At 62.2% G+C, this 15,996-nt stretch carries 13 protein-coding genes and 1 tRNA gene; 6 read left to right on the top strand and 8 right to left on the bottom strand.

Translation table 11 applies throughout. The features are described from left to right. Nucleotides 1-16 precede the first annotated feature (16 nt). From Q4D83_RS09070 to Q4D83_RS09080, 3 genes are read left to right on the top strand one after another with little or no spacing between them, the layout of a single operon-like run. Nucleotides 17-916 carry an aldo/keto reductase gene (locus Q4D83_RS09070; protein WP_303174880.1) on the top strand — a complete coding sequence of 300 codons (900 nt, stop codon included), beginning with the start codon at nt 17-19 and terminating at the stop codon, nt 914-916. 11 nt (nt 917-927) lie between these two features. Continuing rightward, nucleotides 928-1,920 (top strand): hypothetical protein, encoded by a 993-nt coding sequence (locus Q4D83_RS09075; RefSeq protein WP_303174882.1) that lies wholly within the window; start codon nt 928-930, stop codon nt 1,918-1,920. 11 nt (nt 1,921-1,931) lie between these two features. Further along, nucleotides 1,932-3,032 (top strand): quinone-dependent dihydroorotate dehydrogenase, encoded by a 1,101-nt coding sequence (locus Q4D83_RS09080; protein WP_303174884.1) that lies wholly within the window; start codon nt 1,932-1,934, stop codon nt 3,030-3,032. Here Q4D83_RS09080 and Q4D83_RS09085 read toward each other — a convergent pair. The 4 genes from Q4D83_RS09085 to Q4D83_RS09100 are packed head-to-tail and all read right to left on the bottom strand — an operon-like array spanning nt 3,029 to nt 7,237. After that, nucleotides 3,029-3,394: a hypothetical protein gene (locus Q4D83_RS09085; RefSeq protein WP_303174887.1), complete on the bottom strand. Its 366-nt coding sequence runs from the start codon at nt 3,392-3,394 to the stop codon at nt 3,029-3,031. The two genes, Q4D83_RS09080 and Q4D83_RS09085, sit on opposite strands and share 4 nt — an antisense overlap. A 12-nt stretch (nt 3,395-3,406) precedes the next feature. Beyond that, nucleotides 3,407-3,922 (bottom strand): YbhB/YbcL family Raf kinase inhibitor-like protein, encoded by a 516-nt coding sequence (locus tag Q4D83_RS09090; RefSeq protein ID WP_303174888.1) that lies wholly within the window; start codon nt 3,920-3,922, stop codon nt 3,407-3,409. After that, nucleotides 3,919-5,679: an ABC transporter ATP-binding protein gene (locus tag Q4D83_RS09095; RefSeq protein ID WP_303174889.1), complete on the bottom strand. Its 1,761-nt coding sequence runs from the start codon at nt 5,677-5,679 to the stop codon at nt 3,919-3,921. The genes Q4D83_RS09090 and Q4D83_RS09095 overlap by 4 nt, the downstream gene beginning before the upstream one ends. Beyond that, a complete protein-coding gene (locus tag Q4D83_RS09100) occupies nt 5,669-7,237 on the bottom strand; it encodes an ABC transporter ATP-binding protein (RefSeq protein WP_303174892.1) in 1,569 nt (522 codons plus the stop codon). Before Q4D83_RS09100 ends, Q4D83_RS09095 begins: the two co-directional genes overlap by 11 nt. A 118-nt stretch (nt 7,238-7,355) precedes the next feature. Here Q4D83_RS09100 and Q4D83_RS09105 point away from each other — a divergent pair. Together Q4D83_RS09105 and Q4D83_RS09110 are read left to right on the top strand one after the other, a co-directional pair. After that, nucleotides 7,356-7,441, top strand: a tRNA-Leu gene (locus Q4D83_RS09105). A gap of 81 nt (nt 7,442-7,522) precedes the next feature. Beyond that, nucleotides 7,523-9,007, top strand: a complete 1,485-nt coding sequence (locus tag Q4D83_RS09110; protein ID WP_303174894.1) for an SDR family NAD(P)-dependent oxidoreductase — start codon at nt 7,523-7,525, stop codon at nt 9,005-9,007. A 21-nt stretch (nt 9,008-9,028) separates the two neighbouring features. Here the strand turns inward: Q4D83_RS09110 and Q4D83_RS09115 are convergent, their stop codons facing one another. The 4 genes from Q4D83_RS09115 to Q4D83_RS09130 all read right to left on the bottom strand — a co-directional run bounded on the left by Q4D83_RS09115 (nt 9,029) and on the right by Q4D83_RS09130 (nt 15,085). After that, nucleotides 9,029-9,841 (bottom strand): heme A synthase, encoded by an 813-nt coding sequence (locus tag Q4D83_RS09115; protein WP_303174896.1) that lies wholly within the window; start codon nt 9,839-9,841, stop codon nt 9,029-9,031. An 80-nt stretch (nt 9,842-9,921) separates the two neighbouring features. Continuing rightward, entirely contained in the window at nt 9,922-11,016 is a 1,095-nt protein-coding gene (gene meaB, locus Q4D83_RS09120; RefSeq protein WP_303174897.1) for a methylmalonyl Co-A mutase-associated GTPase MeaB, read from the bottom strand. A gap of 23 nt (nt 11,017-11,039) precedes the next feature. Beyond that, nucleotides 11,040-13,259, bottom strand: coding sequence for a methylmalonyl-CoA mutase (gene scpA / locus Q4D83_RS09125; protein WP_303174898.1), 2,220 nt, complete (start codon nt 13,257-13,259; stop codon nt 11,040-11,042). Nucleotides 13,260-13,264: 5 nt separating this feature from the next. Continuing rightward, entirely contained in the window at nt 13,265-15,085 is a 1,821-nt protein-coding gene (locus Q4D83_RS09130) for a methylmalonyl-CoA mutase family protein (protein ID WP_303174901.1), read from the bottom strand. Between the two features lie 199 nt (nt 15,086-15,284). Between Q4D83_RS09130 and Q4D83_RS09135 the strand changes: the two genes are divergently transcribed. Continuing rightward, nucleotides 15,285-15,986 carry a TVP38/TMEM64 family protein gene (locus Q4D83_RS09135; protein ID WP_303174903.1) on the top strand — a complete coding sequence of 234 codons (702 nt, stop codon included), beginning with the start codon at nt 15,285-15,287 and terminating at the stop codon, nt 15,984-15,986. Nucleotides 15,987-15,996: the final 10 nt, after the last annotated feature.

Here is a 15,996-nt window from a genome sequence, read left to right on the forward strand (position 1 = left end):
TACTACTGTGTAAGGGATGAGAGAACAAACCGTGGGTGCAAGTGGTCTCCGAGTCTCTCGCCTCGGACTAGGTACTTCGACGTGGACAACGGTTGATGGCGCACAACCTGTGCTGCAAAGATTCCTCAATGCGGGGGGAACTTTGGTTGACGTCAACCCAGATAATGAGGCGATTGTAGGCGCTGTGCTGTCGGGCGCGGACCGCAGTCAGCTAGTCATCTCCGCCGGCGCTGGGGTGAACCCAGCGTTGCCCTTAGGGCGGCGTGTTGATTGCTCCCGTCGCAGCCTCATGGCACACCTAGACCAAACCTTGAAAAACCTGGGCACCGATTACATCGACCTGTGGAATGTCGGCTTTTGGGATTCGCGCACGCCGCCAGCAGAGGTGGCGGACACGCTGGATTGGGCGGTGCGCACCGGACGCGTGCGCTATGCGGGGGTGCGCAGCTACACGGCGTGGCAGCTGGCTGTGGCGGCTGCCGAAGCAGAGGTTCCGCTGGTGGCGGCACAGACGGAATACAGTTTGCTCATGCGGCGCCCGGAGGAGGAGTTGTTGCCAGCAGCCCAACATTTAGGCGTTGGTGTGTTCGCGGGCGCCCCACTCGCCCAGGGTGTGCTCACCGGCAAGTACCGCACAAATATTCCAAAGGACTCACGGGGGGCGTCCCCGGACCGCAACGCGGAGGTGCAGGGATACCTGGATGCCAGGGCGTCGATAATTGTGGAGGCGTTGGTCACGGCGGCTGCGGGTTTGAAGGCTACCCCGGCGGCGGTGGCGGTGGCGTGGGCGCGCGAGAAGGTGACGGCGGTGATTGTGGGCGCCCGCACCCCCGAACAGTGGGACGAAATCTATACCAGTGAGGATTTAACTGTGCCGCGCGCAATCCGGGCGGCTTTAGACGATATCTCCTTGTAGTATTACGCAGTGTGAAGATGCGAGTAACAGTGGCACTCTTGGCAGCAATGCTCGCCGGATGCTCTAGCGTGGAAACCCTCAAAGCGAGCGAGGAGCAGGCGGCGGCGATGGGGAACGCAACGCCTGTGGCCTCCCCAAAGGCGGAACCAGCGGGGGACGTACACGACATCGCCGCAAACAATATCGCGACGGCGGGTGGCAGGGTGGCCATTCGCCAGGGAACTACGTTGCGGGTGGGTTCGCTCGCTGACATCATCGCTGGGGATGCGAAGTCGCTCGACTTGCCCGGCGAGTGCGGGGAACCTTCCGCCGGCCCCTCATCGTTCGTACTCCCGTGCGGTTTGGACGTGTTTCGTATCGACGCCGCGGACCCCAACCTCGACACCAAGCTCACCGGGGATCGACCGTTTGACAGTGCCGTGGAAACTTCCACCGGTGAGGTGCTGGCGGGTGGGTCGGATCGCGGGGACCTCACCTTATTTTCGGATGGCCAGGCTCACACCATCGCGGTTGGTTATCACAGCGACCAACTGGTGGTCACCCCGAGTGATTCGGTGGCCACGGTTAATCGGGAGGAAACCGCCATCCAGGGCGTGTTGTGGAAAGACCGCACCCATGGCGCTGCGTTGCGCATTGGTATCGGGGTGGGCCGCGCTGCCGCCGGCGATAATGACGTGGTGTTTGCTACTGACACCAGCGGCGATCAACTGGCCGTATACACGCTGGATCCGGTGATTCGCCTGCATCAGACGGCGCCGGTCGCGGACAGCCCGTGGGGTGTGACGTGGGACGCAGAACACAAGGTAGTATGGGTGGCCTCCACCGGTACGAACACGATCACCGCATACAGCATCAGCACGGGTGTTCCCGAAGCGAAGGGGACGTTGCCAACTATCGCCGATGTCCGCGCGGTAGCGTTCGACGCCGACGGTAATCTTCTCGTGGGCAGCGACACCGAATTGCAGGTTTTGGATGCCGACACCGTACACAACGCACTGCGCTAGGACGTCTTAACATGGCACATCCCCTTCGAATCAAAGCCTACGAAACGGCCCTCAAAGGCATGTTTATGCTCCGGCCGGAACGCATCCACCACCTGCTCACCGATGGTCTCGGGGCATTACAATTCGCCCACCCCGTCAACCTAGCCTTGCGCAAAATCTTGCCTGTGAATGACCCCATCCTGTCGCAGGAAGTGTTCGGGGTGACGGTGCCGCGGCCGCTGGGGTTGGCGGCCGGGTTTGATAAAAACGCCGTCGCCCCGGACGTGTGGGCGAGCATCGGGTTCGGGTATGCGGAATTGGGCACTGTGACCGCTTCCCCGCAATCCGGCAACCCTACCCCGCGGTTGTTCCGCCTGCCGCTGGACAAGGCGATTTTGAACCGCATGGGGTTTAACAACGACGGCGCGGCGGCCGTGGCGGATAACCTGCGGCGGCGCAAAACCCGCGATGTGATTGGTATCAACATCGGCAAAACCAAGGTAGTTCCAGCCTCGGATGCGGTGGAAGACTACCGGCGTTCCGCGCGGTTTTTGGGCAGCCTCGCCGACTACCTCGTGGTGAATGTGTCCTCCCCGAACACGCCTGGGTTGCGGGACCTGCAGGCGGTGGAATCCCTGCGGCCGATCCTGGTGGCGGTGCAAGAGGTCACCACCATGCCCGTGCTGGTGAAAATCGCCCCCGATCTTTCCGATGAGGACGTCGACGCCGTAGCGGACCTTGCGGTGGAGCTCGGCTTGGCGGGCATTGTGGCCACCAATACCACCATTTCACGCGCGGGGCTTGCCACCCCCGCCGCGGAGGTGGCGGCCATGGGCGACGGCGGAATCTCCGGACCCCCAGTGGCTGCCCGCAGCCTAGAAATACTCAACCGCCTATACGAACGTGTGGGTGATCGGCTGGTGTTGATTAGCGTCGGTGGCATTGTCACTCCGCAGCAAGCGTGGGAACGCATCACCCATGGCGCCACCCTGTTGCAGGGTTACACTCCCCTGATTTACGGCGGCCCGGATTGGATTCGTGACATCCACCTCGGCATTGCCGATCAAATCCGCGCCCACGGTCTGAGCAATATCAGCGAAGCCATCGGCAGCGGGCTTGGCTGGAAAGACTAGGTGGCCACGCGGCGCAACACCAGCGAACACGCCAGCGCGAGCAGCCCGTAGGCGGGTAGCCACCACTGGTCCATGGCCATAAGCGCAGGGTTGGGTACCAGCCGACCCAACACCACCAACAGCAGTGCCAACACGAGCGCGGCTACTTGTCCGATGCCGCGCGAGTTGGCTACTCCGGCGGTGGCGAAACCGCCAAGCAGGACGGCCGCGAGAAGAATCATGAGGAACCGCGGGGTGACTTCGAAGGGCACCAGCCAGCCGACTGTGGTGACCTCCACGAAGGTGAAAATAAGTAGCACAATCCCCAACGCGGCGAAGGCGCCACCAATTCGAATGGCGGCCGGAACACGATTCTCGCTCATAAATGTGGCAGTCTACTGATTCTCGTGCCAGCCCCAAAGAATCGCACGTCCCAACGAGTGGAAAAACAGGTTGAAGCCCAGCACAGTGGGGGTAGCGTCGGGGTCAATGTCCAGCGTTTCCACATCCACCGCGTGCACCGCAAACAGGTAGCGGTGCGGGGCGTGGCCCGCCGGCGGGTTCGGGCCGTAGAAGCCCCGGATACCGGAATCGCCCTTCAACGTGACCACACCGGAAATGCCCAAATCTTCGATGCTGCCGGCGCCGCGCGGAATCTCTGTGATCGTGGCGGGAATGTTGAATACGGCCCAGTGCCAGTACCCGCTGGCGGTTGGGGCGTCTGGGTCGAAGCAGGTGATGGCGATCGACTTGGTGCCCTCCGGCGGCGTCCAGCTCAAATGCGGGGATACGTCACCTTTGGGCAGTTCGTCACCGTCGCTGAAATCCGCCGAGTGCAGCGGGAAGGAAGGCTTCGGCATCGCCGCGTACGGATCGGGGCCGGGAAAACGAGGATCAATGTAGGTACTCATGCCTCCTTTTGTACCGGATTCTGCCACCGCTCGAAGAGATTCGCGTATTTTCCACCAGCAGCGAGCAGCGCTTCATGTGTGCCATCCTCTACGATGCGGCCATCGTCCATCAAAATAATGCGGTCCGCAAACATCACTTGGTCAAGGCGGTGCGCCACCACCAGCGAGGTCCTCCCCCGCGCCACCCGGGTGGCCGCCTGTTCGAGCAATACGGCGTTATCGGAGCCGGCTTCGCTCGTCGCCTCATCCATGATTAACACCGGCGGGTCCTTGAGAATGACCCGCGCCAGCGCGATCTGCTGCTGGACCTCGGGGGCGAGTTCGTCGGCACCAGCACCGATGCGCGTATCCAACCCTTGGGGCAACCAACGTTCGAAGACAGCCCCGTGCAGCCCAACGGCTGCGAGGGCGTCGTAAAGCGCGGCATCATCAACGGGGGCGGCCATGCGCAAATCCTCCCGCAGCGTCCCCGAAAACAGGTGAACATGTTGGCTAATTAGGGATACTTGGCGCGCCGTCCACGTGTCTGGCACCGCCCGCGTATCGACGCCCCCGATGCGCACCGCCCCGGCAGTCGGCCGCTGCAATCCGGCAATCAAGGCCGCCAACGTAGACTTGCCGGCGCCCGAAGCGCCCACGAGCGCTGTCGTCGTCCCCGCCTCGAACGTCAATGTTAACCCGCTCAGGATTGGGGAACCGCCCGGGTACGCGTAAGACAGCGTGTCCACCTCAACATCCGGCGCGTCGAGGCAATCCGCAGGCTCCGGCGACGATTGCGCGGTGTTTAATTGCGCCAAGGCCACGGCGCGCCCCAACGCGGTCACCGCGTACTGAATTTCTCCGGCGAAAAACAACACGTTAAACACGTGAATCTCCATGCGATTCACCAGGATCACCGCCGCGCTGGCTTCGCCGACCGAAATGTAACCGTAGTACGACATCCAGGTGGATACGACCAAACACCCCAAGGTGAGCGCACCGAACGATAGGTTTCCAAGCCCCATCAATCGGGTAATCAACGGTATCCGGTTGGCGTGCGCCGCTACCGCGTCCCAACTCGCCTGTTCGATGCGTCGCACGGCCCATTGCTGCCATCCAAGTGCGCGAATCGTGGGCAAACCGCGGATGGTATCTAACAGCAGGTTATTGCGCCGCGCCTCCTGAGACGACACTATGTTTGAAGCTTCGGGCATGGTGTGGACCACTTGTTGAACGGCCGGGTACATCAACGCCGCCACCCCGAAAAACACGAGCGCATACGCCCAGTGAATCAGTACTAGCGCCGCGATGGTGAACGGGAACATCAGCACCGTGAGCACAAGGCGCACCCCAATCGCCTGAAACACTCGAATGGTTGTATCAATGTCCTTGGTGAGCCGGGTGATCACATTGCCGGTGCCCAATTGGGCAATCTCCGGAATCGGTGCCCGCAGCGCCGCCGACAAACACGCTCGGCGCAAATTCACGCTCAACATGCGCGCCCGCGATTGCAGCAAATACCCCGCATACGAACGGAACGCGGTTTCGATGAGCATGGCGGCCGCCACCACGATCAGCATGGTGGCGAACGTGGCGGGCCGCCCCACCTGGTCGATGCTACGGCCGAGCAACGTCGACGAACCCACCATGGAGACGATGACAATGCCGAAGGCGAGGAATGTGAGCAGCCACCAGCGCAACCGGGGGCGCGCCGGAAGCGTCCCCAAATAGCGCACCGACTCCTTCACTGATGCGGGTGCGAGCATGTCAGCTTGCATCGAGCAACTCCTCATCTTCCAGCACGCGATCCGCCACCGCGCGCCAAGCGCGGGAAGTCGTGATCACCACGGTGCGACGATGTTGGCGCAGCTGCGCGATATCGCTCGCCACGTTGTGCAATGTCACAGCGTCCAAGCCTGTGGTTGGTTCGTCCAAGATCAACAATTCGGGGTCCATGGCGAGCACCCGGGCCAGCGCCAAACGTTGCCGCTGGCCGCCGGACAGGTTCAGCCCAGCCTCGCCGATTGGGGCGTCGGGAAGCTCCCCGTGGGGGCCGAAACCGCCGAGGCGGCGGATAATATCCCCGCAATTCGCCGCCGCTAACGCGCCGGTGACGTCGAGGCCTTCGCCCACATTATCGGCCAAGGTGCCTTCGAACACGGATACGGCGTGCGGCGGGAACAGCGCGTCCTCATGCGCCACGAGCGCCTCCGCCCGCTGCCGCGCGGCCGCCCGACCCGCAGTCGTACGCGGCGCCCACACCTCGAGGCCCGCGGCTGGGGAGACCGGCGTGTCATAGGTGGTCTCGGCGGCGTGCAAATCATCTATCACGCGCAACACACGTTCGGATGCGGCGGTGCCGCGTGCCCAATAATCCGTGAGGAACCCGAGGGCGAAGCCAAGCACCTGAAGTGACGGCGGCACCAGCAACGTCACGCTCACCAAGTCGCCGCGGGTAATCTCCCCGGCGAGCAGCAACGATGCCGCGTACCCCAAGATCCCAATAATGAACACCACGGGAACAATCTGGCGGATAAAGGTCGTGTAGGCGACCACGCGCGCATCGGCGAGCATGAGGTCGAGGGTGCGGGAGGTCGCGGCGTCGAAACGCGCTTCGCTTTCATCGACCGCGCCCAAACCCTTCACCACGCGATTACCCTGCGCCAAATCGGTGGCCAGGGACACTGCTGCGGACTCCGCCGCGCGCCGCTTCGCGGCAACCCGCGTCACCGGCCGCGCCGTAAGCGACGATACCCACGCCGTAGCCAACCCACCCACCGGCAACAACACCGCAAGCGTGATCGAAATAGGCGCGAGTACGGCGACGGAGCCGATCAGAAACCCCAGCATCGCCATGGGGAAATTCAAAACCTCTTTCAAATCACCCAACTGGCTGGAATCCTCGTCAACCGTGCTGAGCAACTCCCCCGGCGTCAACGACCGTGGCGAAGCCCGCATCAGCAAGCTCGCAAGATCCAGGCGCAAGGAATGCACCATGCGCACATTCGCAATTGTGAGCAGGGCGTCCGCGCTGGCCTCAATCAGCCACATGCACAACAACAGCCCCGCCAACACCGCCGCCGGCCACACAATCGCAGACACCGGCAACTCCCCGAACACAACATCGGTTGTGGAGCCCAAAATTTTGGAAAACGCCGCGGAAAGCATGGGGTTCAAAAACGCCAATAACGCGCCGCACACGGTGATGCGGCGGTGCGCCCACAGCATCGACCACGTCAGCCGGAACGTTCCCCTCGATGCGCCAAGCACGGCGTCATCAGCTGGTGGCCGCGCGGGAACAGTCCACGACCAGGTGGGCAAACGTCTGTACTTCACGCGAAACACTCTAACACAGGGCCCCGCAAAACCACTCCTGACGTGCAGATTTGTGGCGCAACCTCGTTTCGGTCTACAGTATGTGAGTGCCCAGCCGCAAGGTTGGTACGCAAACCCGGTCCGGGTGGCGGAATGGCAGACGCGCTAGCTTGAGGTGCTAGTGTCCTATTAACGGACGTGGGGGTTCAAGTCCCCCTCCGGACACACTGTGTTGAGACAGTAGAAAACCCTGATTGCTTCTTTGCAAGCGTCAGGGTTTTTGTGTTGCATGCAGCGCCAATCGCAATGTATGCAACGATAAACAGCAATGATTGTGAAGTTTCAAGGTGGGAAGCCGTGCCGATTGATGCCACTGAATTGGAAGTTTGTTTGAAGGTGCTCAAGCAGGCGGAAACGCTACCCGACAACGACCCCCAATCCGTCCAACTTCAACACGCCATCAGCGGGCTGTTTAAAGCGGTCAAACGGGCGCGGCGCGCGAAAGCTAAAGCCGAGCGCCAGGCGCGGGACGCCGAGGTGCTGGCGGCCACCGCGACGGCGAACCCACAACGCATTGATGATGAAACCGCCGGCCTGCTGCCCGCCCCCGCGCTGCCGCGGCCTTCGCATGGATTTGCGGGCCGACTCCAACGCGCCCAAAATTGCTACATTTGCAAAGCCCCCTACACCCTAGTGGATTCGTTCCATCACCAACTATGCCCCGAGTGCGCGCAAGACAATCGGCGGCGCCGCGAAGCACGCGTCGACCTTTCCGGCAAGCGTGCTTTGCTCACTGGGGGCCGCGCCAAAATCGGCATGTATATCGCGTTAAAACTCCTGCGCGATGGCGCCGACCTCACCATCACCACGCGGTTCCCCAAAGACGCCGTGCGCCGGTTTAGCGCGATCGAGGACTCCTCGGACTGGCTCCATCGCCTCCACATCGTGGGAATCGACCTGCGCGACCCCGCCCAGGTAGTCGCCCTCGCCGATCGCATGTCCGAACAACCGCTCGACATCCTGATCAACAACGCCGCCCAAACTGTTCGCCGGTCACGCGCCGCCTACTCCGGTCTTATCGAAGCTGAGTCCGCACCCCTCGACAGCATCGAACGCAAAGTTGATTACCTCGCGTTGGGGCAAGCATTTGAAACCCCCGAGTTGGAAACCGGCGACACGGACCGCGCACTCGCCCAAGTCCACGCCGCGCGCCTCGCCGCACTCGCACTCACCGGCGGCTCCGCGTCCTTGGACAAAGTCCGAGACGGCATCGCCGTAGATGCCGGCGGGCTGATCCCAGACCAAGTCAGCCACAACTCGTGGGTGGCGAAAGTCGGCGAAGTAGACGAAATGGAACTACTGGAGGTGCAACTATGCAACTCGGTGGCGCCGTTCATCCTGATCAACCGGCTGCGGCCCGCCATGGAGGCCTCCCCCGCGCGGCGCAAGTACATTGTCAATGTTTCCGCCATGGAAGGTGTGTTTGGGCGCGGCTATAAAGGGCCGGGGCATCCCCACACCAACATGGCGAAAGCCGCACTGAATATGCTCACCCGCACCGCCGCCGGTGAACTCTTCTCGCATGGGATCTTGATGACGGCCGTGGATACCGGGTGGATCACCGATGAGCGCCCCCACACCACCAAGGAACGCCTCGCGGAAGCGGGGTTTCACGCGCCGCTTGACCTCGTGGATGGAGCCGCTCGAGTCTACGATCCGATTGTTCAAGGCGAACACGGTGTAGACCTTTACGGCTGCTTCCTCAAGGATTTCAAGCCGAGCCAGTGGTAGGTTTCACGAGGAATTCCACGTTTACACCTTCTGTAGGACTTTGGATTTCCGAGGCTGCCACGCATTGCCCCATTCCCAGGCAACGGCCGTGAGAATGACTACGGCGACGACACCATAGAGTGAACCATTGAAGTCATTGAGTGCGGTTGTGCGAATAACGATACCGATCACGAGTTCCACGATGACGGCGACGAAGATCGGAATCGAACGCAACCAGATAAACAAGCCGATGAGCGCAACCGCAAGGACGACCCGCGCGATTTGCAGCGGTGCGTTATGGTCCGCCTCAAGCGTGATGCCGAGTGGCCAACCAATGCAACGGGTGAAGGAGCTGGCGCCCGCGACGAGGATGCCGGTCCCGTGAAGGAGGGCGAGTCCTCCGATGGTGATGCCGGCGACGCGGGCGCGGGTGGCATTGGGCTTTGGCTGGCCGAGCTGCGCGCACACGATGGTCATGCAGATTAACGAGGTGAATGCGCACCACAGGTCGAGCATGCCTTGGAATGGGGTGAGCCCCCACCAGATGGTCATCATGCCGAAGATGCCGGCGCCGAAGGCGCCTAGGAGCGCCACCCAGGGAAGCCACCGCACTCGGGGGTCCGGATGTTTGCGGAGCAGTATCGCGCTGATGATAATCACCGGGGCGCACGATACTGAGAACACGCGGTGGACGAATTCGATAATGGGGTTGAGTTGGATTTCTGGGGTGATTTGCCCTTCGTAGCATCCTGGCCAGTTGGGGCACGCCGCGGAGGAGTCGGTGGCGCACACCACCGCACCTAATGCCACGGCACCGAAGACTACGAACGTGCTGAAACGTACAAAAGCGTTCACGTGTGTTGCGGTCCTGTCATTGATGTCATTCAAAAGGACCCTCAATCCCACACTCGGGTCCCCTTGGTGGAAGGATTGAGTTATTCGGTATCGAAAGCGGTGAGTATTCGCTCGGCGGCCAGCGTCGGGGTAATTTGCCCGTCGCGCAATTGGCTTTCCACCAGCTGCTTGACTTCCAACACTTCAGGCTTGGTGTTGAGGCGTTGCAGGATGGTTTCGTGGACCATGGACCACATCCAACCGACCTGTTGTTCGCGGCGATTGTGGTCGAATCTGCCGCTGGCAAGCATCGCTTTGTGATGGTTGTTGACGGTTTCCCAGAATTCGTCGATACCTTCGTGCTCGACGGCGGACATGGTCATTGTAGGCGGATGCCAAATGGCATCCTCTGGGCGGACCATGCGCATCGCGGCGGCGAGTTCACGGGCGGCACGCTTGGCGTTTTTAAGGTTGGGGCCGTCTGCTTTGTTGATGGCGACGAGGTCGGCCATTTCCAACACGCCTTTTTTGATTCCTTGGAGCTGGTCGCCGGCCCCGGCGAGCGCAAGGAATGTGAAGCAGTCCACCATTTGGGCTACCGCCACCTCGGATTGGCCGACGCCGACGGTTTCCACGAGGATGACGTCGTACCCTGCGGCTTCGAACACCACCATTGATTCGCGGGTGGCTTTCGCCACGCCGCCGAGGGTGCCGGCCGAAGGCGAAGGGCGGATAAACGCATTGTCCTCGGCGGACAATTTCGCCATGCGGGTCTTATCGCCAAGGATGGATCCGCGGGTTTTGGTCGAGGACGGGTCGATCGCCAGCACGGCCACCTTATGGCCCTCCCCGATCAGCTTCATGCCCAGTGCCTCAATAAAGGTGGACTTGCCCACACCCGGCACACCGGTAATGCCCACTCGGAGTGCGTTGCCGGAGAACGGCAACAATTTCACGAGGAGTTCTTGGGCCAGCACGCGGTGTGCCGGGGCGGTGGATTCCAGCAGGGTGATGGCGCGCGAAATGCGGGTGCGATCGCCGTTGCGGACGGCGTCGAAAAGCTCATCGACGTCGATCCTGCGGCGCGCGCGTTTGACAATCTCCGGCGCCACGGCAGTCAATTCGCCGAGGTCGGTGCCGGATGTGGTCATCAGTGACCCCAAGTGGTGCTCGAGGTATTCGGAATCACCCGTCATTTCGCTTCCCTCACAACTTCTGGTTAATCCTCAGGAATGGGCAGGTCAAAGCCCAGGTTTGCGGCTAGCTTCGTGAGCATATCAATCGCAGAATCCGCGATCACCGTGCCGGGCGGGTAAATCGCCGCAGCGCCGAAATCGTAGAGTTCCTGGAAGTCGCCGGGCGGGATCACGCCACCGACCACGATCAGAATATCCTCACGCCCCAGCTTCTTCAGCTCCTCCTTCAGGGCGGGCACCAAGGTGAGGTGACCGGCAGCGAGGGAGGAAACGCCGACCACGTGGACGTCGGCATCCACCGCGGAACGCGCGGCCTCGGCGGGGGTTTGGAACAACGGTCCGACGTCGACGTCCATGCCCAAGTCAGCGTAGGCGGAGGCGACGACCTTCTGGCCGCGGTCGTGACCGTCCTGGCCCATCTTTGCAATGAAGATGCGGGGGCGGCGACCTTCCTCAGCCTCGAAAGCATCCGCCATGGCGATCGCCTTCTGCACGTTGGACACGGTGCCTTCCTTCCCAACCTCGTCCTTATACACGCCGGACAGGGTGCGGATCTCAGCCTCGTGGCGGCCGAACACCTTTTCAAGCGCGTAGGAGATTTCGCCGACGGTGGCCTTCGCACGGGCCGCGTCCACGGACAGCTTCAGCAGATTTTGGGACAGGTCCCCTGCCTCCTTGTCTTCGCGGCGGGCTGCCTCAGTCAGGGCGTCGAGGGCGGCCTGGCACGCTTCCTCGTCGCGTTCGGCGCGCAAGCGTTCCAGCTTCTCCAACTGCTCGGCGCGCACCTTGGTGTTGTCCACCTTCAGCACTTCGATCTGCTCGTCTTCGGCGACGATGTACTTGTTCACGCCAATGAGCGCCTGGCGGCCCGAATCAATACGGGCCTGGGTGCGGGCGGCGGATTCCTCAATGCGCAGCTTCGGAATACCCTCCACCGTGGCCTGGGCCATGCCGCCAGCTGCCTCGACTTCCTCGATGTGGGCGCGAGCGCGGTTAGCCAGCTCATTGGTCAACCACTCGATATAGTACGAGCCCGCCCACGGATCCACCGGGCGCACTGTGCCGGATTCTTGCTGCAACAACAGCTGCGTGTTACGCGCAATTCGTGCGGAGAAGTCGGTGGGTAGTGCCAACGCCTCGTCGAGGGCGTTCGTGTGCAGCGACTGGGTGTGGCCCTGCGTGGCGGCCATGGCCTCGATGCAGGTACGCGGCACGTTGTTAAACACGTCTTGGGCGGTCAGGGACCAACCGGAGGTCTGGGAGTGCGTGCGCAGTGACTGCGACTTCGGGCTCTTATTGCCAAACTTTGCCACCAGCTCACTCCACAGGAGGCGGCCGGCGCGCATCTTGGCAATCTCCATAAACGTGTACATGGAAATACCCCAGAAGAACGACAAGCGAGGGGCGAACTTGTCCACGTCCAAGCCCACGTCCATGCCCGCGCGGATGTACTCCACGCCGTCCGCAAGCGTGTACGCCAACTCCAGGTCAGCGGTCGCGCCGGCCTCCTGGATGTGGTACCCGGAGATCGAAATGGAGTTAAAGCGCGGCATCATCAACGAGGTGTACTCAAAGATATTCGAGATGATGCGCATGGACGGCTTCGGTGGATAGATATAGGTGTTGCGGACCATGAACTCCTTCAGAATGTCATTCTGAATGGTGCCCGCAAGCCGGTCCGGCGTCACGCCTTGTTCCTCAGCCGCAACAATGTACAGCGCCAGCACGGGCAGCACCGCGCCGTTCATGGTCATGGACACGGACACACTGCCCAAGTCAATGCCCTCGAAAAGCTGGCGCATGTCCAGGATGGAGTCGATGGCCACGCCTGCCATGCCGACGTCACCGACGACGCGCTCGTTGTCGGAGTCGTAACCGCGGTGGGTGGCCAAGTCGAACGCCACCGACAAGCCCTTCTGGCCGGCCGCAAGGTTGCGGCGGTAGAAAGCATTGGACTCGGCGGCGGTGGAGAAACCAGCGTACTGGCGGATGGTCCACGGCTGGTTGGTGTACATCGTGGGGTACGGCCCGCGCATAAACGGCGGCATACCCGGGAATGAATCCAGCGGGTGCGGCGGACGCTCATCGGTGCCTTCCGCGGCGGCGTCACGATCCGCGCGCGTAAACACGCGTTTAACGTCGATGCCTTCGGGGGTGGCCCAGATCTGCTCTTCGGCAGCCACGGGCTGTGCGTCGGTTGCAACAGTGCGCTCGACGTCTGCAAAATTCGGGATGGTGGTCATCGCTCCTACGCTCCCAACGTGGTCAGCAGCTCAGACAGGGTCTTTGCGGCGTCGATCTTCATGTTCAGATAACCGTCGGCGCCTTCGAGCGCGCTCGAAGCACCAGCAACCAGCACGGTACCCACCCCGGCGTCCCGCAAGGCAGCCAACGCGTCCGCGCCGGACTCCCCGTACTCGGGGTCGGTGCCGCAGATCACCGCAATGGGGGCAGATTTCGCGGCGGCGGTGAACTCCTCCGTGCCCGGTACCACCTGGCCAGGGTTGAGCGCCTCAATGCCGCCGGATGCCAACAGGTTGGTGGCAAAACCGGTGCGGATGTTGTGCTTGGCCAGCGGCCCCAGCGGGATCAGCACTGCCTGCGGGCGAGCGCCCTGAGCCTCAAGGAAGGCGTCCGAACGATCACGCAGCGCCTCGAATTCAGCGGCCCAACGGCGCACCCCGGCGGGCTCCACGCGCAATTCGGCCGACAGCGGACGCTCCAGCAGGTTCGGGAACTCGTTAATACCGGTGAGTTGCTTGCGGCGGTGCGCGATATCCACGCGCGTGGCCTCGTGCGCCGCATCCAAGGTTTCCCGGACAAAGTCCGCTGCGGCGGTCAACCCGCCCTTGGCTTCCACCTCGGTGAATACGGCCCACGCCTTGTCGGCGAGCTTGTCGGTGAAGTCCTCCACAAAGTAGGAGCCGCCTGCCGGGTCAATGACATGACCTAAGTGCGATTCCTCCAACAGCAACAGGTTAGTGTTGCGGGCGATACGGTGCGCGAACGCGCGGGAAGTGTTCGGCAATCCGCCCGGCACGGCGTAATCGAACGGGAGTACCTCCACGGCGGTGGCCCCACCCACGCCGGCGGCGAACGCGGCGACGGTGACGCGCAACATGTTGACCCATGGGTCGCGCTGGCTGAACATCACGGGCGCGGTGACCGCATATTGCGGGGCGGCACCCGCATCCGGTGCACCCAATACTTCTGCCACGCGCGCCCACAATTCGCGGGCGGCGCGGAACTTAGCAATCTGGGAGAACTGGTCGTCGTTGGTGGCAAAGCGGAACGCCACCTGGCCCAGCGCGTCCGCAACACTCATCCCGGCGTCGGTGAGTGCCCGCAGGTACTCCACGCCTGCGGCCAGCGCGAAGCCGATTTCCTGGGCGTCGGTTGCACCCTGGTTGGAAAACGACACCGCATCCACCGTGATGGCGCGGACGCCAGCTGGCGCGGCGACAGCAAGTTCTACGGCCTGCGCCAGCGAGACCGTCTCGCTGCCATCAACGCTCGAGGTCAGCGGGGTGGCGCCGAGGGTGACGGTCGGGGTGACACCCGCGGCGTCGATACGCTGGTACAGTGCAGCCGCAACTTCGGGGAGCTTCGAGCCCGCCCGCAAGTGCACCGGCGCTAGGTCAAGCAGTACGTCGCGCAGCACGGCGGGAAGGTCGGCGGCGGTCAAGCCTTCGGTGAAGTCCAGCACCAAATCCGTGGTGCCGTTGTTCAGTGCGTGCAGAATGTCCTTATTCGCCTGCTCCGCGGAAGAACCGCCAAAAGTTTCGGTCACGCCCCAGCCGTAGCGCTCGGCAGTTGTACCGCGCACAAACGGGAAAGCGCCCGGCACGACGTTCTCCCCCGCCTCGTCGGCGCGTGTGTACAGCGGATTGACATCAATACCGTCATAGTTCGTGCGGATCAGCTTCTTCCACACGTCCAACGGGATGTCAGCCACATCCTTTTTCTGAGTGCGTGCAAATACCCCTGCCACGGACTTGTACCAAGCTTGTTGGCGTGCCTCAAAATCCTCAGGCAAGGGTACCGGCGCGCTGGACTGCGTGTTGGTCACAGTGCTCCCCTTCGGTTATGTGTCTGAAAATAAACAGTCAATTGCCCGCCCCGTGCGACAAGGGCTCACAATCTGTGTCTCAGTGTAACGCGGGATACGTTGTGAGCGGGCCTGTTACGCCCAAAACGGGGCGAAGCAACAGAAACAATGCCCGATTGTGTGTTCTTTGGCGGTGTTGGGACAGACTACGCTAGACGATATGCTTTGGGATTTCCTCCGCGGCGTGGCCCGGGACGCCTACACTGCCATCAGTGCCTGGCCTGCGTGGAAGAAAATAGGTTTTGGATGCGCAGCGGTAGCGTTGCTGGTGATTGTTACCGTGACAGATATTGATTTGCCGCTCCTGCGCGCATGGTCAGAACAGGCGGGGCCGTGGTTTCCCGTACTCTTTTTCTGCCTCTATGTGGGGGTGACGCAATTACCTATCCCCCGTACCATTTTCACGCTCAGCGCCGGCGTGTTCTTTGGCGCTGGGTTGGGCATTGGGGTTGCCCTAGCCGCCACGACGATTTCCGCGGCGCTTTCCTTAACTATTGTTCGCCGGCTGCTGGGCGATTGGATGCGGCCCCGGCTCACCCACCCCGCCGTGGCGGGTATCGACGCCCGCCTGCGGGAACGCGGTTGGCTTGCCGTGTTGTCGCTGCGTATGATCGCCGCCGTACCGTTTTCGGTGCTGAACTATGTTGCAGCCTTGACCTCCGTCAAGCTCCTGCCCTTTTCCGCGGCCACCGCGATTGGTTCCGCGCCGGGCACGATCGCCACGGTGGTGTTTGGCGCGGCGCTGACAGGCGACGCTGATCCGAAAGTGCTGATAATTACCCTGTTGTTGTGTGCTCTCGGCGTGGCGGGGTTAACCCTCGATGCCCGCTTGCCTGTGCAAAACATCAAGCACCCAAGGTAGATTCTAAGCA

This window comes from Corynebacterium sp. (assembly GCF_030532715.1).
Taxonomy (GTDB): Bacteria; Actinomycetota; Actinomycetes; order Mycobacteriales; family Mycobacteriaceae; genus Corynebacterium.